At 69.9% G+C, this 19,691-nt stretch carries 20 protein-coding genes; 13 read left to right on the forward strand and 7 right to left on the reverse strand.

Going from position 1 to position 19,691, the window contains the following annotated elements:
- Position 1: 1 nt before the first annotated feature.
- Together ABZS61_RS18320 and ABZS61_RS18325 are read left to right on the forward strand one after the other, a co-directional pair.
- On the forward strand, positions 2-1,465 hold the full coding sequence (locus ABZS61_RS18320; protein WP_356421833.1) for a cation acetate symporter: 1,464 nt from the start codon (positions 2-4) through the stop codon (positions 1,463-1,465).
- A 19-nt stretch (positions 1,466-1,484) separates the two neighbouring features.
- Positions 1,485-2,672 carry a histidine kinase gene (locus ABZS61_RS18325; RefSeq protein ID WP_356421620.1) on the forward strand — a complete coding sequence of 396 codons (1,188 nt, stop codon included), beginning with the start codon at positions 1,485-1,487 and terminating at the stop codon, positions 2,670-2,672.
- A 19-nt stretch (positions 2,673-2,691) separates the two neighbouring features.
- Here ABZS61_RS18325 and ABZS61_RS18330 read toward each other — a convergent pair whose 3' ends face one another.
- Entirely contained in the window at positions 2,692-3,201 is a 510-nt protein-coding gene (locus tag ABZS61_RS18330; RefSeq protein WP_356421623.1) for a hypothetical protein, read from the reverse strand.
- Positions 3,202-3,312: 111 nt separating this feature from the next.
- Between ABZS61_RS18330 and ABZS61_RS18335 the strand changes: the two genes are divergently transcribed.
- On the forward strand, positions 3,313-3,510 hold the full coding sequence (locus ABZS61_RS18335; RefSeq protein ID WP_356421626.1) for a zf-HC2 domain-containing protein: 198 nt from the start codon (positions 3,313-3,315) through the stop codon (positions 3,508-3,510).
- Here the strand turns inward: ABZS61_RS18335 and ABZS61_RS18340 are convergent.
- Positions 3,444-4,013: a sigma-70 family RNA polymerase sigma factor gene (locus tag ABZS61_RS18340; RefSeq protein ID WP_356421629.1), complete on the reverse strand. Its 570-nt coding sequence runs from the start codon at positions 4,011-4,013 to the stop codon at positions 3,444-3,446. The genes ABZS61_RS18335 and ABZS61_RS18340 overlap by 67 nt on opposite strands.
- 257 nt (positions 4,014-4,270) lie before the next feature.
- Here ABZS61_RS18340 and ABZS61_RS18345 point away from each other — a divergent pair, with 257 nt between their 5' ends.
- The gene (locus ABZS61_RS18345) at positions 4,271-5,482 is read left to right on the forward strand and encodes a CapA family protein (RefSeq protein WP_356421632.1); all 1,212 of its coding nucleotides are present in this window, start codon (positions 4,271-4,273) and stop codon (positions 5,480-5,482) included.
- 76 nt (positions 5,483-5,558) lie between these two features.
- On the opposite strand, the gene ABZS61_RS18350 is transcribed toward ABZS61_RS18345, so the two are convergent.
- Complete coding sequence (locus ABZS61_RS18350; protein WP_356421635.1) at positions 5,559-6,020, reverse strand: universal stress protein; 462 nt, start codon at positions 6,018-6,020, stop codon at positions 5,559-5,561.
- A 165-nt stretch (positions 6,021-6,185) separates the two neighbouring features.
- On the opposite strand from ABZS61_RS18350, the gene ABZS61_RS18355 reads away from it, so the two are divergent.
- The gene (locus ABZS61_RS18355) at positions 6,186-7,031 is read left to right on the forward strand and encodes a polysaccharide deacetylase family protein (RefSeq protein WP_356421638.1); all 846 of its coding nucleotides are present in this window, start codon (positions 6,186-6,188) and stop codon (positions 7,029-7,031) included.
- Positions 7,032-7,058: 27 nt separating this feature from the next.
- On the opposite strand, the gene ABZS61_RS18360 is transcribed toward ABZS61_RS18355, so the two are convergent.
- Positions 7,059-7,721 carry a class F sortase gene (locus ABZS61_RS18360; RefSeq protein WP_356421641.1) on the reverse strand — a complete coding sequence of 221 codons (663 nt, stop codon included), beginning with the start codon at positions 7,719-7,721 and terminating at the stop codon, positions 7,059-7,061.
- 313 nt (positions 7,722-8,034) lie between these two features.
- Between ABZS61_RS18360 and ABZS61_RS18365 the strand changes: the two genes are divergently transcribed.
- A complete protein-coding gene (locus ABZS61_RS18365) occupies positions 8,035-8,649 on the forward strand; it encodes a hypothetical protein (protein ID WP_356421644.1) in 615 nt (204 codons plus the stop codon).
- A gap of 98 nt (positions 8,650-8,747) precedes the next feature.
- Here ABZS61_RS18365 and ABZS61_RS18370 read toward each other — a convergent pair whose 3' ends face one another.
- The gene (locus ABZS61_RS18370) at positions 8,748-9,305 is read right to left on the reverse strand and encodes a hypothetical protein (protein ID WP_356421647.1); all 558 of its coding nucleotides are present in this window, start codon (positions 9,303-9,305) and stop codon (positions 8,748-8,750) included.
- 165 nt (positions 9,306-9,470) lie between these two features.
- Complete coding sequence (locus tag ABZS61_RS18375) at positions 9,471-10,100, reverse strand: DUF4239 domain-containing protein (protein WP_356421836.1); 630 nt, start codon at positions 10,098-10,100, stop codon at positions 9,471-9,473.
- Between ABZS61_RS18375 and ABZS61_RS18380 the strand changes: the two genes are divergently transcribed.
- The 4 genes from ABZS61_RS18380 (at position 9,982) to ABZS61_RS18395 (ending at position 15,149) form a co-directional block, all read left to right on the forward strand.
- Positions 9,982-10,359: a hypothetical protein gene (locus tag ABZS61_RS18380; RefSeq protein WP_356421839.1), complete on the forward strand. Its 378-nt coding sequence runs from the start codon at positions 9,982-9,984 to the stop codon at positions 10,357-10,359. The genes ABZS61_RS18375 and ABZS61_RS18380 overlap by 119 nt on opposite strands.
- Before the next feature lie 633 nt (positions 10,360-10,992).
- Entirely contained in the window at positions 10,993-11,955 is a 963-nt protein-coding gene (locus ABZS61_RS18385) for an SCO0930 family lipoprotein (RefSeq protein ID WP_356421650.1), read from the forward strand.
- Between the two features lie 204 nt (positions 11,956-12,159).
- Positions 12,160-12,978, forward strand: coding sequence for an SAM-dependent methyltransferase (locus ABZS61_RS18390; protein WP_356421653.1), 819 nt, complete (start codon positions 12,160-12,162; stop codon positions 12,976-12,978).
- Positions 12,975-15,149 (forward strand): EAL domain-containing protein, encoded by a 2,175-nt coding sequence (locus ABZS61_RS18395; protein WP_356421656.1) that lies wholly within the window; start codon positions 12,975-12,977, stop codon positions 15,147-15,149. Before ABZS61_RS18390 ends, ABZS61_RS18395 begins: the two co-directional genes overlap by 4 nt.
- Before the next feature lie 43 nt (positions 15,150-15,192).
- On the opposite strand, the gene ABZS61_RS18400 is transcribed toward ABZS61_RS18395, so the two are convergent.
- Positions 15,193-16,167, reverse strand: coding sequence for a LysR substrate-binding domain-containing protein (locus tag ABZS61_RS18400; protein ID WP_356421841.1), 975 nt, complete (start codon positions 16,165-16,167; stop codon positions 15,193-15,195).
- A gap of 96 nt (positions 16,168-16,263) precedes the next feature.
- Between ABZS61_RS18400 and ABZS61_RS18405 the strand changes: the two genes are divergently transcribed.
- The 3 genes from ABZS61_RS18405 to ABZS61_RS18415 are packed head-to-tail and all read left to right on the forward strand — an operon-like array spanning position 16,264 to position 19,665.
- A complete protein-coding gene (locus tag ABZS61_RS18405) occupies positions 16,264-16,971 on the forward strand; it encodes a succinate dehydrogenase (protein ID WP_356421659.1) in 708 nt (235 codons plus the stop codon).
- Position 16,972: 1 nt separating this feature from the next.
- On the forward strand, positions 16,973-18,922 hold the full coding sequence (locus ABZS61_RS18410; protein WP_356421661.1) for a fumarate reductase/succinate dehydrogenase flavoprotein subunit: 1,950 nt from the start codon (positions 16,973-16,975) through the stop codon (positions 18,920-18,922).
- Positions 18,919-19,665 carry a succinate dehydrogenase/fumarate reductase iron-sulfur subunit gene (locus ABZS61_RS18415; protein ID WP_356421664.1) on the forward strand — a complete coding sequence of 249 codons (747 nt, stop codon included), beginning with the start codon at positions 18,919-18,921 and terminating at the stop codon, positions 19,663-19,665. Before ABZS61_RS18410 ends, ABZS61_RS18415 begins: the two co-directional genes overlap by 4 nt.
- Positions 19,666-19,691 lie beyond the last annotated feature (26 nt).

Consider the following 19,691-nt stretch of genomic DNA (forward strand, 5'->3'; position numbering starts at 1 on the left):
GATGGTGGCGGTCGCACTCGTCGTCCTGGCCACCGTGCTCGTCGGCGGGTTCGGGCTGCGGATCTCCCGGACCACGTCCGACTTCTACGTCGCCTCCCGCACCGTGCGGCCCCGACTCAATGCCGCGGCGATCAGCGGCGAGTACCTCTCCGCCGCGTCCTTCCTGGGCATCGCGGGCCTGGTGCTGGTGCACGGACCCGACATGCTCTGGTACCCGGTCGGCTACACCGCCGGATACCTCGTGCTGCTGGTGTTCGTCGCCGCGCCGCTGCGCCGCTCCGGGGCGTACACCCTGCCCGACTTCGCCGAAGGACGCCTGGAGTCACGCCAGGTGCGCAGGCTGGTCAGCGTGTTCGTCGTCGGCGCGGGCTGGGTGTACCTCGTACCGCAACTGCAGGGCGCCGGACTCACCCTGAAGATCCTCACCGGAGCGCCCGGCTGGCTCGGCGACGTGCTCGTGGCCTCCGTCGTCGTGCTCGCCGTCGCGGCGGGCGGCATGCGCTCGATCACCTTCGTGCAGGTGTTCCAGTACTGGCTCAAGCTCACCGCGCTCCTCGTCCCGGCGATCTTCCTGGTGCTGGCCTGGCAGGGCGACGGACGGCCCCGCGTCAGCTTCGACGAGCAGGTCTCCGTCTTCCGCGCGGAGCACCCGCTCTACGCGACGTACGGGCTGATCGTGGCGACCTTCCTCGGCACCATGGGCCTGCCCCACGTCGTCGTCCGCTTCTACACCAGCCCCAACGGCCGCGACGCCCGCCGCACCACCGTCGCCGTCCTTGCGCTCATCGGCATGTTCTATCTGCTGCCGCCGGTCTACGGGGCCCTGGGCAGGCTGTACGCGCCGGAGCTCATGCACGGCGGTGACGCCGACGCCGCCGTACTGCTGCTGCCCGCCCGGGTGATCGGCGGCCTCGGCGGTGATCTGCTCGGCGCGCTCGTCGCCGGAGGCGCGTTCGCCGCGTTCCTGTCCACGGCGTCGGGGCTCACCATGGCCGTCGCGGGAGTGATCACCCAGGACGTCCTGCCCTCGCGCGGCGTGCGGCACTTCCGGCTGGCCACCGTCCTCGCCATCGCCGTGCCGCTGGCCGGTTCACTGCTCGTCAGCCGGGTGCCGGTGGCCGACGCCGTGGGCATGGCCTTCGCGGTCTCCGCCTCCTCCTTCTGCCCGCTGCTCGTCCTCGGCATCTGGTGGCGGCGGCTCACCCCGCCGGGCGCGATCGCCGGACTGCTGCTCGGCGGCGGCTCCGCGCTCCTGTCCGTGGCCATCACCGTCAGCGGCGCGGTGCGCCCGCCGGGCTGGCCGCACGCCCTGCTCGCCTGGCCCGCCGTCTGGTCCGTGCCGGTCGGCTTCCTCGCGATGATCCTGGTGTCCCTGGCCACCCCGGGACGGATACCGCCGGGCACCAACGCGGCCATGACCCGCTTCCATCTGCCGGAAACGCTGACCTCGGGGAGAGGGCGATGAGGCCCTGCAAGGAGAACAGGTGACCGGAGCCGGGATCGCCGCCATAGCCGTGCTCACCCTGCTGCTGTTCGGTACGGGCTTCCTCCTCGGGCGCACCGCACGGCCCGTACGCACCAGTGACGTGGGGACGCCCGTCGAGCACGCCACCTTCGAGACCCTGCACACCGCATCCCTCGCCGCGCCACCCCTGCGCGCCGGACTCACCGAGGAGAGCGCCCGCAGATCGGCACGCCGGCTGCGCTCGCTGCTGGGCACCGACGCCCTCTGCCTCACCGACCGGGACCAGGTGCTCGTGTGGGACGGAGAGGGGGACCACCACGGCAAGGACGTGATGCACCACGTCCAGGGGCTCCTCGCCAGCGGCCGGGACACCGCCTTCCACAGCGACTGCGGCGACCTCGACTGCCCGCTCCGCTGGGCCGTCGCCGTCCCGCTGACCGTCGACCACCGGGTGCTCGGCACGCTCGTCGCTTACGCGCCCCGCGAATCCGCCGTCCTGGCGAGGGCCGCGGGAGAAGTCGCCCGCTGGGTCTGCGTACAGCTGGAACTCGCCGAGCTCGACCGCTCCCGCACGCAGCTGATAGAGGCGGAGATCAAGGCGCTGCGGGCGCAGATCTCGCCGCACTTCATCTTCAACTCGCTGGCGGCGATCGCCTCGTTCGTGCGAACCGACCCGGAGCAGGCACGCGAACTGCTGCTGGAGTTCGCCGACTTCACCCGCTACTCCTTCCGCAGGCATGGCGAGTTCACCACCCTGGCCGACGAACTGCACTCCATCGACCAGTACTTGGCGCTGGTGCGGGCCCGATTCGGGGAGCGGCTCTCGGTGACGCTCCAGGTCGCCCCGGAAGTGCTGCCCGTCGCCCTGCCGTTCCTCTGTCTCCAGCCGCTGGTCGAGAACGCCGTCAAGCACGGACTGGAGGGCGCCGTCACCCGGAGCCGCATCACGATCAGCGCACTGGACGCGGGCGCCGAGGCGGAGGTGGTCATCGAGGACGACGGCATCGGCATGGACCCGGACCGGCTGCGGCAGATCCTGCGCGGCGAGGGCGGTACGTCCACGGGGATCGGGCTGCTCAACGTCGATGAGAGGCTGCGACAGGTGTACGGCGACGACTACGGGCTGGTCATCGAGACCGGTGCGGGCGCGGGAATGAAGATCACCGTGCGGCTGCCCAAGTACCGTGCGGGAGTCCACGGTTCATGACGCCCGGTGGTGCGGCCGCTCAGTAGAGATGGATCGCCAGATGCCCGAGCGGCAGCCCGAGCTGCCACGCGGGTGTCCACACCTGCGCCTCCCGCTCGTCCTCGCTCCTCGCCGGCTCCCAGGGCGGCGGACCGATCGCGTCCAGGTCCGCCGCCAGCAGTTCGGTCTCCTCCAGCCAGCGCCAGGCCGCGCGCGCCAGCGCGAGGTCGGGGGCCGCCGGTGAACCCTCGGCCCCCGGGCGCTCCCGGGCCTCCAGCCGTGCGCACACCCACCGTCTCCAGGGCGCCCCGTACGCGGTGAGCAGCCGGAGTTCGTCCACCCGGGCCGCGGGCAGCGCGTCGGCCACCGCACCCTCGGAGAGGAAGATCGTCAGGGCGAGCGCATCCCGGCCCGCCCGGTACTCCAGAGTCGTCGGCTCCATCAGGTCGCCGGTCACCAGCAGTTCGTCCGCGATGTACTCGGCGTACATCCAGTCCATCGGGACCAGCAGCCCGCCCCCACTGGTTCCATCGTGCCGTTCGGGACGCATCCCGTCTCGCCTCTTTCTTCGACTCGGTACCGGGCTTCACGCAGCATTGAACCGGGGGCGCGTGCCCCGCGTGGGCAGAAGGGCAGGATCCGTCGGGAGATACGAGGTGCGATGACCGCCGAACGCGGCGACGACCCGCATGTGCGGGAGCTGCTGGGTGCGTATGTGCTCGACGCGCTGGCCGCCGACGAGAGTGGTCCGGTCGCCGGGCATCTCCAGCGGTGCGACGCGTGCGCCGCGGCCTATGTGGAGGTCGCGGACGCGGTGTCCCTGCTGGCGCTGCTCAGCGAGGACGACCTGCTTGAGTAGCCGGGAAGGTTTCGGGAGAGCAGCCGCAGCGCGTAGTACGAGCGGGACTTGACGGTGCCCGCCGGTATGCCGAGCGCTTGCGCCGTCTCGCCCACGCTCAGTCCGCGGAAGTAGATCTGTACGAGCACCGCGCGGTGTTCGGGGCTGAGGGTCCTGACCGCCTCGCGCACATCGAGCGCGCGGACCGCCGAGTCCGCGGTGTTCTCCCGGGCGGGGGCGCTCTCCAGGACCACGTCGCTGACCTCGGCGGGCCTGGCCTGGCGGGACCTGCGGGCGTCGATGGCCAGACGCCGGGCGACGGTGAAGAGCCAGGGGCGCATGGAGTCGTACTGGGCGTCGAACGCCTCCGGATGCTGCCAGGCGCGGACCAGCGTCTCCTGCAGCAGGTCCTCCGCGCGCTGCCGGTCGCCGAACGTCAGCCCGAGCAGGAAGTGGAACAGAGCCGGACCGTGTTCCCGCTGCAACTCCGCGAGGGTCCGCTCATCGGTTGTCGCCGTGGTCATCGTGAACGTCCTTTCCCGAAGAGGCACCTGCCGCCTCGCTCCCGCCTGGCGTATACGAACGCATCGCGGCCCGGGGGACCAGGCAGCACACCGAGATGTGCGCCGAGCGGTCGCACGGAGCGGCGAGTGGTGCGGTGAACGGTCGGGAGACGGCGATACGGCCGATTCAGGTACTTCACCACCTTTGTCCTTGACTCGCCAGTATGAATATATGTGTATTCGGATAGCCGAAATCATCCGAACTGGGAGTCGTGCCGATGACGAAGCGCATCCGACAAGGCGCGGTGATCGCCGTCGCGGGACTGCTCGCCGCCGCGACGGCCTGTACCGGCCAGCAGTCCACGCCCCCTGGTTTCGCCGGGCGCCAGCTGTCCGCGGACGGGGGCGGCAGCGGGACGGGCGGCGGGGGAGCGGACAGCGCGCGCACGTTCACGCTCCTGGCCTCGGGCGACATCCTGCCCCACTCCTCCGTCATCGACCGTGCCGCGGCCGACGCGGGCGGCCGGGGCTACGACTTCCGCCCTATGCTCAAGAGCTCCGTTCCCGCCGTCTCAGGTGCGGATCTGGCCATCTGTCACATGGAGACGGTGTACGGGGAGAACGGGGGTCCCTACACGGGCTACCCCACCTTCAAATCACCGCCCGAGGTGGCACAGGCACTGCGTTCCACCGGCTACGACTCCTGCTCCACGGCCTCCAACCACACCCTGGACGACGGAGCGCCGGGGATCGGGCGCACCCTCGACGCCCTGGACAAGGCCGGCATCGCGCACACCGGGTCTGCCCGCTCAGCGGCCGAGGCGGGCCGTCCCACCCTGTTGAAGGCCGGCCGGGGCAAGCGGGCCCCGAAGGTCGCGCACCTCGCGTACACCTACGGAACCAACGACATTCCGTTGCCCGCGGGCCGGCCCTGGGCGGTCAACGTGATCGACCGGGACCGGATCGTCGCGGACGCGAGGGCCGCCCGCCGGGCCGGCGCCGACGTCGTCGTCCTCTCCCTGCACTGGGGTACGGAGTGGCAGGACGACCCCGACGAGGACCAGCTCGCGCTGGGCCGGGAACTCACGGCCTCCGTGACCGGTCGCCGCCCCGACATCGACCTGATCCTCGGAACCCACGCCCATGTCCCGCAGGCGTACGAGAAGGTCAACGGCACCTGGATCGTCTACGGCATGGGTGACCACATCTCCGGTGCGATGGTCAATCACGAGGGCGCCGGGGATCCACGCGGCAACGAGAGCTCGATGGGCCGCTTCACCTTCGCGCCGCCCGGGAAACCCGGGGAGCGCTGGACGGTCAGCAAGGCCGAATTCATCCCTCACCGGTTCGATCCCGTCACCGGGCGTGCGTGGAACCTCGACGCGGCCGTGGAGGGCGGAGCGGACCACCGGTGGGAGGCCGGAAACCGGATTCGCGATGTCGTCCTCAGCCGTGGTGCCGGCCAGGACGGACTGGTGATGGGGAAGTAGTCTCCCGGCGGCGTCGGGGCGTCGCGGCGTCGAGGGGCCCCCCGGCGTCCGGAACGACGTCGGTACGGGGCGCGGGTTACGGGACGACCGTGACCGGCCAGCGCCCGGCCTTCACCAGCCGGACCGCCACCGACCCCACGAACCGGTGCCCGGCGGACTCCGACGCACCGACCACCACCGCGTCCGCCTTCAGCTCGTCCGCCGCCGTCACGAGCCCGTTGTACGGATCGCCCCGGAAGGTGTGGAACTCCCAGCGGACATTCCATGTGTCCTTGAGCCGTTCGGTCGCCGTCCTGATCTCGCTCACCAGCTCCTCGGCGATCTCCTCCGTCGCGCCGGAGACCGGTACCCCCAGCGCGGCGCCGGCCGGGATCACCGGCTGGACGTAGACGAGGGCGAGCATGGCGTTCTGACGACGTGCGAGGCCGGCGGCGTAAGCCGCGGCCCGCATCGAGGAGTCGGACCCGTCGATGCCCGCGACGATCACCTTGGGGCCGTCCGTGCCGCGTTCGAACCGGTCGTGTCGCTGGTCTGTCACGGCAGTGAGGCTATCCGCACTCCGACAGGGAACCCGACCCGGCCTGCGTGCGGACCGGAACGTCCCCGTCCGCCCCTGCCGGCGCACTCCCTCCATCGGGTGCACATTGCCGCGCACCTGGTGTCGCCGCCAGGTCAGGGACGTTCGGCATGCGAGCAGTTGGCCATGAAACATGATCAGATCCCAGCAGGACGCCGCACACTCCTGCGCCTCGCCCTCGGGCTCGGGGCCGCCACCGTCGTACACATGATCGCCGCAGACCCGGCGGGTACGCCTCCGCGTCCCGGCGGAGAGCCGCCCACGGGTGCCGCCGGCTCTCCGGGCGGCGCGCGGACGCCCGCGGCCGGGTACCGCCTGCGGCCCATGACCTCCCACGCCCCGCCCCGGTTCCGGCCCGAAGCGCCACCGGTGCGCACCCGGCCGTTCGAGGAGCTGCCGGACCTGGGGCATGACGCCATGGTGCTCAGCTTCGACGACGGCCCGGACCCGCTGTACACACCGGACATCCTGGTCACCCTGCGCAGGTACGGGGTCCGGGCGATGTTCTTCGTCTGCGGGGAGATGGCGGTGGGCAACCAGGACCTGCTGCGTGAGATGGCGGCGGACGGGCACGTGGTCGGCAACCATTCCTGGTCGCACCCCCTGATCCCGGCGCTCCCCAGGCGCGCGATCCGTGCAGAGCTCGGCAGGACCAGCGACGTGATCGAGAAGACGCTGGGGGCCGCGCCGCTCTGGTACCGGGCCCCGTACGGAGCCTGGAACCGCAACTCCTTCGAGATCGGCGCCTCGATGGGCATGGAACCGATGGCCTGGACCGTCGACTCGCTGGACTGGACCGCACCGGGCACGTCCACCATCGTGCGCAGGGTCCGGAAGGGCGCGGCACCGGGCGTCGTGGTGCTGTCGCACGACGCGGGCGGCGACCGGTCGCAGAGCGTCGCCGCCCTGCGCCGGTATCTGCCCGCGCTGATCGAGGACGGCTACCGCCTGACCGTCCCGCACCGCACCTGACGGCCTAGGCTCGCGCCTTCCTGATGGTCAGCGCGTCTCGACGAGCCGGGCGAAGACCACCACGTTCCCGTCGTACCCGCCGGCCTTCGAATAGCCGCCGCCACACGTGATGACCCGGAGCTCGGAGTACCCGGTGTCGCCGTAGACCCGGGCTCCGGGGAAGTCGTTCTTCGAGAACACCTCGACCCCGTAGACCTCGAACACCGCGACCCGGTCGTCGTAGCGGGCCACTTCGACGCGCTGGCCCTTCTGGAGGGAGCCCAGGCCGTAGAAGACCGCGGGGCCCGACAGGTTGTCCACGTGGCCGACCACGACGGCCGTACCGCGCTGCCCCGGCGCGATGCCGTTCTGGTACCAGCCCGCGAGGTTCGGGTCCTGCGCGGGCGGCGCCTCGATCCAGCCGGCCGGATCCAGGTTCACATCGATCATGGGGGCGTCGACCTGGATCGACGGGATCTGGACCCGGGCGGCGGGCGCGTACGGCAGCGGCTGTACCGGTTCACCCTCGACCGGTGCGGCGGCTGCCGCGTCCCGGGGACCCGCCACGGAGGCCGCTGCGGCCGGCTGCGGCGGTCCGGGGGAGGTTTCGACGCCATTACGCATGAGGGCGAGTCCGGTGAGCATCACCAGGGCGATCGCGCCCCAAGGTGTGCGTCTGCTCCGCTCGGCGCCCCAGTGGTCCCGGCCCATGGTCATCCCTTCGTCGCGACATCGCAAACGCTAGGCGCGGTGCGGTGCGGCGGCGATCAGAGAAGAGCGAACGGGTGGCGGCCACGAGGACGCCCTCTACTTCGGAGTAATGAGCAGATAAAAGTTCTGACGGTCCGTGACCTGCGACTCCGTCAGATTACGGGCCCGTCGCACGGCGTGTCGGCTCACCGATGTGGAGCAGTGCCGAAGTGCAACACTTGCGGTATCTGGTGAGGGTTCGTCATGGGACGCGTTCTCGTCGATTCATCCCGGGGAACAGGACTCCGGGGCGCTTCCCGCTGGAGGTTCAAAGATGCGTGCTTCACGCACTCTCGCGGTGACCGCGACCGCATTCGCCGCGGTCGGGCTCGCTGCTCCGATGGCGATCGCCGGCGGCGGCCCGGGCAGCAACCCGAGCACCGCCCCGACCAACGTCACCGTCAATCCGTCCTCCGTCCACCAGGGCGCCACCCTGCAGGTCAGCGCAGAGGGGTGCGGCCGTGCCGGCGGCAAGGTGTGGTCGAACGCCTTCCCGACGGTGAACCTCTCGCCCGGGCGCGTCGGCTACGCCACGCCCCGCATCCGGGACAACGCGACGCCCGGGCAGTACAGCCTGTCCGTGAAGTGCAACGAGAGCGACAACAACTTCGGCAACGGCACCGGCGGTAACGGTGGCGACGGCGGCCAGGGCGGCAACGGCGGCCAGGGCGGCAACGGCGATGAGCGCGGTGGCCGGGGCGACAACGACGCGTCCGTCGCGACGGCCCGCTTCACCGTGCTCCCCAGCCGGGGTGCGCAGGGCGGCCTCGGTGGCTCCATGGGGCCGAGCTCGGTCGAGATGCAGATCGGAGGCGGTCTTGTCGCCGCGGCGGCTGTCGGCGGTGCCGTCTTCATTGTCCGCCGCCGGATGAGCAATGCGGCAATGTAACGCGTCGAACCTCCCGCCCGGCCCGATACGCCCGTCGCCCCGAGTCCTGGACCAGGACCCGGGGCGACTGTCGTGCGCCGTGAAATCGTGCGGAACCGTCAGTGCTGACGGCCGGTGCGCCGCTTGCGCAGGACGTACGTGGCCCCGGCTGCGGCGACCGTCACCAAGGCGGCCCCGGCTGCGATCTCGCCGGGGTCCATGGTGTCGACGCTACCGCCGAGCCCGCCCAGCACACCGCTGGGAGACGAGGTGGAGCTGGTGGTGGGAGCGGTGGTGGGAGGGGTGGTGGGGGTGTTCGTGGGGGAACTCGTGGCACCGCTCGTGATGGACAGGTCGGCCGTCCGCGTCGAGGTGCCGCAGCGGAAGGTCACCTCGTAGACGGCCCCGCGCCTGGCGTCCCAGTCGACCGTGACGGTGGCCGACCTGCCTCGCGGGATCGTGGTCGTGTCGAACACGCCCGAGAACGCGGTCGCGTCACTGGTGCACCCCATCGCGCCGAGGGTGACCTGCCCCCCCGGCGCGACCGTCGAGGGAGTGATGGTCGGCGTGAACGAGGACGTGTTGCCCGTGAGCACATGGGCCGATGCGGCCGGTGTCATCAGGAAGCAGGCGGCCGCGCCCAGCAGGGCGGCGGGTGCGACACGTATCGCGCGCATGGTGGATCCTCCGGGTCCCCGAGGAGCAGCTGCGGAACGGATTTCCGCAAGGCATGAGAAATGCACCTCGATGCCCGAAACGCTAGAAGTGGCACATATCACCCGCGATCGGGGTCCGGCGAATGGGGCAGCTTTGTCCCCCGGCCGGCGCACCCGCAGGCTGTCCTATCCGCCCGTGGCGTGCGGGAACAGATCGACGAACGGGGCAGGGGTGGCGGAGATGCCCCGGCCGAAGGGAGCGTCGAAATCCCAGATCAGGAAGAGCAGAAAGGCGATCAGGACGCTGAAGAGCCCGGCGAGCAGCAGTTCGCGGAACGTTCTGCGGATCTGGAGTGTGAAGATCAGCCCGACCGTGACCAGCGCCCCGGTGATCAGGCCGAACCACACGACTCCCGGCATGGTCGCGCCCGCGTTCTGGCCCCGGGAGCCGCGTGCGTCGTCGACGGCGGCCACCTGGTCCACCAGCGGCTGGTACGCCTGCCCCTCGTGGTCCGTACGCGGCCGGTACTCCGTGACGTCGGCCCGCAGCCGGTCCAGGAGCCGTGTCCCCTCTTCGGTGAGGCTGCTGTGCTCCGTCATCGCCTTCCACTCCTCGTGGACGACGTACGAGACGTAGGCGTCCACGTCGGCGCGGATCCGGTCACGTACCTCGACCGGGTACACGGCTGCCCGCGCGCTGACCTCATGCAGCGCCTGTGCCTCCAGGCGTACCGACTCCTGGGCGGCACTGCGGCCCTCCCAGACGCCCGCGATGGCCAGGCCGAGCACGATCGCGTACACCACGCCGATCATCATCGTCATGTACTCGATGACGTCGGGCGTCTCGGACGGGTCGTCGTCCTCGCCGATGCGGCGGTTGTTGAGGACTGCGATGGTCAGGACGACGGCGCAGGCCGAGGCCATGGCAATGGTCAGAACAAGCCATTCCGACATGGGCTTCCTTCATCGGTCTTCATCGGTCACTGGTTGTCGGTCATCGGGACGAGCGGGGCCGCAGTACGGCCACCGCAAAGACGGCGGGAGCGGTGATCACCAAGGTGAGCGAGACCAGTGAAGGACCCGCCCGAGGCGTTTTGCGGGCCGGTTTCCGGTAGGCGGGGAGTGCCACAGGCCTGGGTGAGGGCGGTGCGGGGCGCGCTGTCGGCGGCGGCGGCGCGGGTTCCGGTTCCGGTTCCGGTTCGGGCGGCGCGGGGGCCGGAGGGGGCGGAGGCGGAGGTGGTGGGGGCGGCGGGGGAGGCGGCGGTGGAGGTGGCGGGGGAGGTGGAGGCGGCGGTGGCGGGGGTGGCGGGGGTGGTGCCGGTTCGGGTTCGGCGACGACTGCCTTGCACTGCCCGTCACCTGACACGGCGACCGACCAACTGCCGTCCCCCTGGCCGATGGAGGCCACCGCGCAGTTGTCACCGGCCGCGGGCGCCGGGACGGCGAGCAGCCAGAGCAGGGAGGTGGCGGCCAAGAGCCGCACGATGCGTGATCCGTACACGCCGGGGATCATGTTCCCCGCCGCACTGCGGCACGCGGAGCGGGAAGCCGATTCGCCTGATGGTGGGGACATTCGGTGATTCGCGTTTGCGGGCCGGAGAATCTTTTTCGGTGACCCGTTGAACAGAGGGGGACCGCTCGCCCGTACCTAGGGCCATGAACGACGCGGACTCGCGTCGCAACCGGCAGAAGGACAACGGGAGTCGACATGAATACCTGGCGGAACGCCTCGCTCGCGGTGACGACGGTGGCCCTGTTGGCGCTGACGACGGCGTGCGGTCAGGAGAAGGGCACCGCGACACCCAACGGCCAGGCCGTGGGCAACGCGGCCCCCGCGCAGCAGCAGGCCGACAGCGGATACGGCTCGGACGGGGGCTACGGTTCCGACGCGGGTGCTGACGCAGCGGGACCGAAGAAGGCCGGGCAGCTCGCGGTGTGGGACAGCAAGGAACTGGGCAAGGTGCTGACCGACAGCGAGGGCTTCACGCTCTACCGCTTCGACAAGGACACCGCGAGCCCGCCGAAGTCGAATTGCGAGGGCGACTGTGCGAAGGCCTGGCCGGTGGTGCTCGCCGGTGACGCCAAGGCCGCGGCGGGGACCGATGCCGCACTGATGGGTGAGGTCGCACGAGCCGACGGCATCAAGCAGCTGACCGTCGACGGATGGCCGATGTACCGCTACGCGAAGGACACCGGGCCCGGAGAAGCGAACGGGCAGGGCGTCGGAGGTACGTGGTTCGCCTCGGCTCCGGACGGTAAGAAGGCCGCGGTGAACGCGGATGGCCCCGCCGGTGCGGAACCTGCTGATCTCGCCGGACTTTCGGTCCGTAAGGACCCGAAACTCGGAGAGATCGTCGTCGACAAGCAAGGCATGACGGTTTACCGCTTCAAGAAGGACTCGGCATGGCCGATGAAGACCGCGTGCACGGGAGAGTGCCTCAAGAAGTGGCCCGTCGTCAGTCCCGTGGCGAAGAATGATGTCGAGGGAGTCACCACCAAGGGATTCGTCACCTTCGACCGTCCCGACGGCATCAAGCAGCAGACCCTCGACTGCTGGCCGATCTACACCTTCTCCGGTGACGTCGAGCCCGGAGACACCAACGGCCAAGGTGTCGGGGGGACATGGTACGCGGTGTCGCCCAACTCAAAGCTCGTGGGCGCCACGAAGTAGTACCGAAGAGGACGTCGCAGTGCCGGTCCGTCGCTGGGTGTTTACGCGCAGCGACGGACCGGTTGCACATGCCACTGGTGTGTGACCAATAACGGATCTCTAATTTCCGTTTCCACTCGCTCTCTTGGCGGTCGGTCAGTAGCCTCTGCTCCACACTGACCATGAACATGGCCGGATCGCCGTAGCGACTTGTTGGAGACATCGATGGAGCGTCCCGCCTGGGCACCGCAGGGCATTGACATCTCGGTGCCGAGCGTGTCTCGCATGTACGACTTCTATCTGGGCGGTTCGCACAATTTCGAGGTGGACCGGGATGCGGCCCGCAAGGCCATGGAGTTCATGCCGGGCCTTCCCAAGATCATGCAGGCGAATCGCGCCTTTATGCGCCGGGCCGTGCACTACGCCACCACTTCGGGAATCAGCCAGTTCCTGGACATCGGCTCGGGCATACCGACGTTCGGCAACGTTCATGAAGTCGCCCAGGCGGCCGACCCGGAGGCCCGGATCGCGTACGTCGACCACGATCCGGTCGCGGTCGCACACAGCCAGGCGGTGCTGGAGGGCAACGAGCGGACCGTGGTCGCCGCGGCGGATCTGCGCAAACCCGCGGAGATCCTGGAGAGCCCGGAGATCCGCGGACTGCTCGACTTCGACAAGCCGGTGGCACTGCTGCTCGTGGCGGTTCTCCATTTCGTCGAGGACTCCGACTCTCCGTACGAGGCGGTGGCCGAGCTGCGCGAGTCGCTGGCGCCCGGCAGCCTGCTCGTCCTGACCCACGCCTCGTACGAAGGGATTCCGCTTTCCCAGGAGGATGCGGGCGGCACGGTCGGCGTCTACCGCAATATCCGCAATCCGCTGATCATGCGGTCCCGCGATGAGGTCAGCCGCTTCTTCGACGGATACGAGATGGTCGAGCCCGGACTCGTCTCGATGCCCGACTGGCGTCCCGAGAACCCCGAGGCACGGGGGCAGGAAGACCCGTTCGCCTTCTCGGGCTTCGGCGGGGTTGGACGCAAGGCGTGAGCATCCCCGCCCAGGCGTCCGGCGCACCGGACGCGGAACCGGACGGCCCCGAGGGCCGGCTCCGGAGATTCGCCACCATCTGGAGCCGGGCGATCTTTCCGTCCACGGCCACGTCGATGACCCGCCCGGAGTTCGAGCAGCACCTGCTGCCGCTCGCCCGGGACCTCAGCCACATCCTTCATGCACGGCCCTTCGACGCGGCCTCCGCACATCGGGTGGGGGCCGCACTGGTGGCCGCCCACTGCACGGATCCCGACGCCCTCAGCTCCACACTCGGCGTCGTCGACTCGTACCTGGTGCTCTACTGCGGCAGCAACGGCCCCGCGGAGCTGTCGACCGAGGACAGCAGGGCCCGCTGCGCGCGGATGCAGCACGCGCTGGCCGGCGGTTTCACCCAGGCGCTGCGCGAGCGGACGCTGGCCGAGCAGGAAGCCATCGCCCGCTCGGCGCTCACTGCCCGTTCGCAGGCGGAGCAGGCGCTGCACGCGACCGAGGCGCGGTTCCGTGCGGTGTTCAAGGACGCGGCCGTCGGGATCGGTATCGCCGACCTCGAAGGCAACATCCTGGAGATCAACGACACCCTCACCCTGATGTTCGGCGGCCTGGAGAACCACGTCCGCAGCCACAAGGTGAACGAGTGGGTCCACCCCGAGGATTCGCCGCAGGTGTGGAGGTACTACAACGAGCTGGTGCGCGGGGAACGTGAGCACTACCGCGTGGAGAAGGCCTACTACCGCAACGACGGCACCGTGCTGTGGACCAACCTCACCGTCTCGCTGCTGCGCGACTCCGAGGGCAGGCCGGAGTACCAGCTCGCCCTCATGGAGGACACCACCGAGCGGCGCCTGCTCAATCTGAGACTGCGCTACGAGGCCACGCACGACGCGCTCACGGGGTTGCCCAACCGGACCCTGTTCTTCGAGCGTCTGGAGAAGGCCCTCGCCGCCAAGGACGGCATGCGCTTCGGCCTCTGCTATCTCGACCTCGACGGGTTCAAGGCGATCAACGACAGCCTCGGCCACGCGGCGGGCGACCGGCTCCTGGTGGAGGTCGCCGACCGGCTGCAGAGCTGCGCGACGGCCCCGGGCGAGATGGTCGCACGCCTCGGCGGGGACGAGTTCGTGGCCCTGACGACCGGCCCGCGTACCGAGGACGAGGTCGACGAGCTCGCCGGGCGGATCCTCTCGGCGCTCGCCACACCCATCCGGCTCGACGGCCGGGAACTGACCGTACGGGGGTCCATCGGCGTCGTCGAGGGGCCGTCGGGCGAACGTACCGCCGCCGAGGTGCTGCGCAGCGCCGACATCACCATGTACCGCGCCAAGTCGGCGGGCGGTAACCGCTTCGCCATCGCCGACGCCGAGGCCGACGCCCGTGCCATCACCCGGCACGGGCTGACGACGGCTCTGCCCGCTGCCCTGGACCGCGGCGAATTCTTCATCGAGTACCAGCCGTTGGTGCACCTGGGTGACGGCAGTGTGCACGGTGCGGAGGCGCTCGTGCGCTGGTGTCATCCGCAGCACGGTGTGCTGGGACCCGACCGGTTCATCCCGCTGGCCGAGCACACCGGGCTGATCGTGCCGCTCGGCCGCTGGGTGCTGGAGGAGTCCGTCCACCAGGCCAAGTACTGGACGGAGCGGCACACCGACGGCGGCCCGCTCCGGATCAACGTCAACCTCTCGCCGACGCAGCTGCACCACCCGAGGCTGGTCGCCGAGACCGTCGACGTCCTGGAACGCTCCGGACTGGATCCGGGCGCGCTGTGCCTGGAGGTGACCGAGTCGGCGCTGATCGGTGCCGACGACGATCTGCTCAAGCCGCTGCGGCAGTTGGCGGAGATGGGCGTCGACATCGCCCTGGACGACTTCGGGACCGGCTACTCGAACCTGGCGAACCTGCGCCGTCTGCCCGTGAGCGTGCTGAAGCTGGATCGTTCCTTCACGCAGGGCATGCAGCACCATCCGGCCGACCCGGTCGACCTGAAGATCGTCGAGGGGATCGTCTCGCTCGCCCACAGCCTGGACCTCGCGGTCACCGTGGAGGGCGTGGAGACCGGAGCCCAGGCCGAGCAGCTGCGGCAGCTGGGCTGCGACACGGCTCAGGGCTGGTACTACGCGCGACCGGGGGCACCGGACCGCATCCATTCCCTGCTGCTGGCGGACGCGGTCTGAGGTCCTCTTCCTCAACCGCCCTACGCGGTCCGGCCCTTCGTCCTCAACCGCCGGACGGGCCGGATCCGCCGGCGGTTGAGGACGCGGCGGGCGGCGCTGCCGTGTTCGGTCCGCCCGCGGCTCCGGGCCCGGTGGCACCCATGGCCAGGAGTACCCGCTGCAGTTCCCGTGCCGCCCGCGGCGGCGCGACGTCGCTGCGGTGCGCGAGCGCGATGGTGCGCCGGAGGCCGGGCGAGGCCAGCGGTGTCGTCCGCAGATCGCGGCCGGCCCGTACGGCGACCATGCGGGGGACCACAGCGATCCCGAGCCCCGCCCGTACGAAGCCCAGCACGGCGTCCATCTCGCCGCCCTCCACCGTGAACGACGGCTCGAAGCCCTCCGCGCGGCAGGCGGCCACCGTCAGCTCCCGCAGGTCGTAGCCGTGCCGGAACATCACCATCGGCTCGTCGGCGAGATCCGCGATGCGGACGCTCCCCTCGTGGCCGGGAGCCGGCCGGGCGGGCGACGACAGCACCACCAGATCCTCCTGCAGCAGCTCCACCGTGGTCAGCGCGGGCGACGCGGCGGGCAGCGGCAGCACGAGGAACGCGAGGTCCAGTGCGCCCCGGGCGAGCCCTCGTACGAGGTCGTGGGAGCCGCCCTCCTCGATCAGGAGCTGGACCCCCGGGTGCAGATCGTGGAAGGCGCGCAGCATGTCGGGCAACAGACCCGTGCAGATGCTGGGGGTGGCGCCCAACCTGATCCGCCCCCGGCGCAGCTGCACCAGCTCCTGCACCTCGTGCCGTGCCGTATCGGCGTCCGCCAGGATCCGGCGGGCAAGCGGCAGAAGTGCCTCGCCCGCGTCGGTGAGCGCGATATTGCCCCGGGCGCGGCTGAAGAGCTCGGCACCCAGCTCGTTCTCCAGCGCCTTGATCTGCTGCGAGAGCGACGGCTGCGAGACGTGCACCTCCTCGGCGGCACGGGTGAAGTGCTTCGCCTCGGCGACTGCCACGAAATAGGTGAGCTGCTGGAAGTGCATGGAACCGACGATAGCGGCCTTCATAGGTAATGTCTATGGACATGACTAGTTTCATGTCTTGGACCGATGGTGCCCTTCGGGCCTAGCGTCGTGTCCATGGCATTGGCAACGCGGACGGACCGACGGCCGTCCATGACGCGTACGCTCTGGGACTCGTCCGTCGGCAAGAAGATGATCATGGCTGGGAGCGGCCTGATCATGCTCGGCTATCTGAGCGTCCACATGCTCGGCAACCTGAAGATCTTCTTCGGGGCCGACGAGTTCGACCACTACGCCCACTGGCTCCGGACCCTCGGCGAGCCCTTCCTGCACTACGAGTGGGCCCTGTGGATCATCCGCGTGGTGCTCGTCGCGGCCGTCGTCCTGCACGCCGTCTCCGCGTACCAGCTGAGCCGCCGCGACATCAGGGCGCGCCCGAACGCGTACGTACACAAGAAGGCCCGAGCGAGCTACGCCACCCGCACCATGCGCTGGGGCGGCATCATCCTGGCGCTGTTCATCGTCTGGCACATCCTCGACCTGACGACCGGCACCGTGCACACCGGCGGATTCCAGTCCGGACACCCCTACCAGAACGTGCTCGACACCTTCTCCACCTGGTACGGCAACGTCATCTACATCGTCGCGGTGCTCGCCATGGGCCTGCACGTCCAGCACGGATTCTGGAGCGCGGCGCAGACCCTCGGCGTGGGCAACGCGACCCGCGACCGGGTGCTGAAGACCTTGGCCAACATCTTTGCCGTGGTGCTGACGGTGGGCTTCGTCTCCGTGCCCCTGGCCGTCATGACCGGAGTGGTGAGCTGACATGAAGGACTACACGAACTACGCGACCGGCGAACCCGTCGTCGACACCAAGGCGCCCGAAGGCCCCGTCGCCGAACGCTGGGACACCCGCCGCTTCCAGGCGAAGCTGGTCAACCCGGCCAACCGCCGCAAGCACACCGTCATCGTCGTCGGCACCGGCCTGGCCGGCGGCTCGGCAGGAGCGACCCTTGCCGAACAGGGGTACCACGTCGTCCAGTTCTGCTTCCAGGACTCACCGCGGCGCGCCCACTCCGTCGCCGCGCAGGGCGGTATCAACGCCGCGAAGAACTACCGCAACGACGGGGACTCCGTCCACCGGCTCTTCTACGACACGGTCAAGGGCGGCGACTTCCGCGCCCGCGAGTCCAACGTCCACCGGCTCGCCCAGATCTCCGTCGAGATCATCGACCAGTGCGTCGCCCAGGGTGTGCCCTTCGCACGCGAGTACGGCGGCCTCCTCGACAACCGCTCCTTCGGCGGCGTCCAGGTCTCCCGCACCTTCTACGCCCGCGGCCAGACGGGACAGCAGCTCCTCCTCGGGGCCTACCAGGCGCTGTCCCGCCAGATCGCCGCAGGAAACGTCGAACTGCACGCCCGCACCGAGATGCTCGACCTGATCGTCGTCGACGGGAAGGCCCGCGGCATCGTCGCCCGCGACCTGGTCACGGGAAGGATCGACACCCACTTCGCCGACGCGGTCGTGCTCGCCAGCGGCGGCTACGGCAACGTGTTCTACCTGTCGACCAACGCCATGAACTCCAACGCGACCGCCATCTGGCGCGCCCACCGCCGCGGCGCCTACTTCGCCAACCCCTGCTTCACCCAGATCCACCCCACCTGCATCCCGCGCACCGGTGACCACCAGTCCAAGCTGACGCTGATGAGCGAATCGCTGCGCAACGACGGACGTATCTGGGTCCCGAAGGCCAAGGGCGACGACCGCCCCGCCAACCGGATCCCGGAGGACGAGCGGGACTACTACCTGGAGCGCGTCTACCCGGCCTTCGGCAACCTCGTCCCCCGCGACATCGCCTCACGCGCAGCCAAGAACGTCTGCGACGAGGGCCGCGGAGTCGGTCCCGGCGGGCAGGGCGTCTACCTCGACTTCGCCGAGGCCATCCAGCGGCTGGGCAGGGACAAGGTCGAGGAGAAGTACGGCAACCTCTTCGACATGTACGCGCAGATCACCGCGGAGAACCCCTACGAGACCCCGATGCGGATCTACCCTGCCGTGCACTACACGATGGGCGGGCTCTGGGTCGACTACGACCTGCAGACCACGATCCCCGGCCTCTTCGCGATCGGCGAGGCCAACTTCTCCGATCACGGCGCCAACCGTCTCGGGGCGTCCGCGCTGATGCAGGGCCTCGCCGACGGCTACTTCGTCCTGCCGTCGACCATCAACGACTACCTGGCCCGCCACCCGCACGCGGAGGAGATCCAGGCCGACCACCCGGCGGTCACCGAAGCCGTTGCGGAGACCGAGGACAGGCTGAACCTGCTCCTCGCCGTCGACGGCGACCGCACCCCCGACTCCTTCCACCGGGAGATCGGCGAACTCATGTGGGAGTTCTGCGGCATGGCCCGCACCGAGGAGGGGCTGCGCAAGGCGCTGGACCGCATCCCGGAGATCCGGGAGGAGTTCTGGCGCCGCATCAAGGTGCCGGGAACAGGCGAACAGTTCAACCAGTCGCTGGAGAAGGCCAACCGCGTCGTCGACTACCTGGAGCTCGCCGAGCTCATGTGCCTCGACGCCCTGCACCGCGCCGAATCCTGCGGCGGCCACTTCCGCGAGGAGTCACAGACCCCGGAAGGCGAAGCCGCCCGCCGGGACGAGGAGTTCTCCTACGCCGCCGCCTGGGAGTTCGACGCCACCGGCGACGCCCCCGTCCTGCACAAGGAAGACCTCGTCTTCGAGTACGTCCACCCCACCCAGCGGAGCTACGCATGAAGCTCACCCTGCGCGTCTGGCGCCAGCAGAACGCCGAGGCGCCCGGCGCCATGGCCACCTACGAAGTCGACGGCATCTCGCAGGACATGTCGTTCCTGGAGATGCTCGACACCCTCAACGAGGAACTCATCCTCGGCGGGGACGAGCCCGTCGCCTTCGACCACGACTGCCGCGAAGGCATCTGCGGCGCCTGCAGCCTCGTCATCAACGGTGACGCCCACGGCCCGGAACGCACCACCACCTGCCAGCTCCACATGCGCTCCTTCCAGGACGGCGACACGATCGACATCGAGCCGTGGCGCGCCTCCGCCTTCCCGGTCGTCAAGGACCTGGTCGTGGACCGTTCGGCCTTCGACCGCATCATCCAGTCCGGCGGATACATCTCCGCCCCGACCGGTACGGCACCGGACGCGCACGCCACCCCCGTACCCAAGCCGGATGCCGACTTCGCCTTCGAGCACGCCGAGTGCATCGGCTGCGGGGCCTGCGTCGCGGCCTGCCCCAACGGATCCGCGATGCTCTTCACCTCGGCGAAGATCAACCATCTCAACGTGCTCCCGCAGGGCGCACCCGAGCGCGAGACCCGGGTGCTCGACATGGTCGCCACCATGGACGAGGAGGGCTTCGGTGGCTGCACCCTGACCGGCGAGTGCGCCACGGCCTGCCCCAAGGGCATTCCGCTGCCCTCGATCGCGGCCATGAACAAGGAGTGGCTCCGGGCCACCCGCAAGGTACGCCGCTGACCCGTACACGGCTCTGCCGGTGGTCC

It is taken from the genome of Streptomyces sp. NPDC005566, assembly GCF_040605575.1.
In the GTDB taxonomy this organism is placed as follows: domain Bacteria; phylum Actinomycetota; class Actinomycetes; order Streptomycetales; family Streptomycetaceae; genus Streptomyces.

Excerpts from the sequence above, each read along its gene's own strand:
- ABZS61_RS18320 (WP_356421833.1), top strand. The coding sequence starts at position 2 with ATGGTGGCGGTCGCACTCGTCGTCCTGGCCACCGTGCTCGTCGGCGGG.
- ABZS61_RS18330 (WP_356421623.1), bottom strand. The coding sequence starts at position 3,201 with ATGCGTCCCGAACGGCACGATGGAACCAGTGGGGGCGGGCTGCTGGTC.
- ABZS61_RS18335 (WP_356421626.1), top strand. The coding sequence starts at position 3,313 with ATGACCGCCGAACGCGGCGACGACCCGCATGTGCGGGAGCTGCTGGGT.
- ABZS61_RS18340 (WP_356421629.1), bottom strand. The coding sequence starts at position 4,013 with ATGACCACGGCGACAACCGATGAGCGGACCCTCGCGGAGTTGCAGCGG.
- ABZS61_RS18345 (WP_356421632.1), top strand. The coding sequence starts at position 4,271 with ATGACGAAGCGCATCCGACAAGGCGCGGTGATCGCCGTCGCGGGACTG.
- ABZS61_RS18355 (WP_356421638.1), top strand. The coding sequence starts at position 6,186 with ATGAAACATGATCAGATCCCAGCAGGACGCCGCACACTCCTGCGCCTC.
- ABZS61_RS18360 (WP_356421641.1), bottom strand. The coding sequence starts at position 7,721 with ATGGGCCGGGACCACTGGGGCGCCGAGCGGAGCAGACGCACACCTTGG.
- ABZS61_RS18365 (WP_356421644.1), top strand. The coding sequence starts at position 8,035 with ATGCGTGCTTCACGCACTCTCGCGGTGACCGCGACCGCATTCGCCGCG.
- ABZS61_RS18370 (WP_356421647.1), bottom strand. The coding sequence starts at position 9,305 with ATGCGCGCGATACGTGTCGCACCCGCCGCCCTGCTGGGCGCGGCCGCC.
- ABZS61_RS18375 (WP_356421836.1), bottom strand. The coding sequence starts at position 10,100 with ATGATGATCGGCGTGGTGTACGCGATCGTGCTCGGCCTGGCCATCGCG.
- ABZS61_RS18385 (WP_356421650.1), top strand. The coding sequence starts at position 10,993 with ATGAATACCTGGCGGAACGCCTCGCTCGCGGTGACGACGGTGGCCCTG.
- ABZS61_RS18390 (WP_356421653.1), top strand. The coding sequence starts at position 12,160 with ATGGAGCGTCCCGCCTGGGCACCGCAGGGCATTGACATCTCGGTGCCG.
- ABZS61_RS18400 (WP_356421841.1), bottom strand. The coding sequence starts at position 16,167 with ATGCACTTCCAGCAGCTCACCTATTTCGTGGCAGTCGCCGAGGCGAAG.
- ABZS61_RS18405 (WP_356421659.1), top strand. The coding sequence starts at position 16,264 with ATGGCATTGGCAACGCGGACGGACCGACGGCCGTCCATGACGCGTACG.
- ABZS61_RS18410 (WP_356421661.1), top strand. The coding sequence starts at position 16,973 with ATGAAGGACTACACGAACTACGCGACCGGCGAACCCGTCGTCGACACC.
- ABZS61_RS18415 (WP_356421664.1), top strand. The coding sequence starts at position 18,919 with ATGAAGCTCACCCTGCGCGTCTGGCGCCAGCAGAACGCCGAGGCGCCC.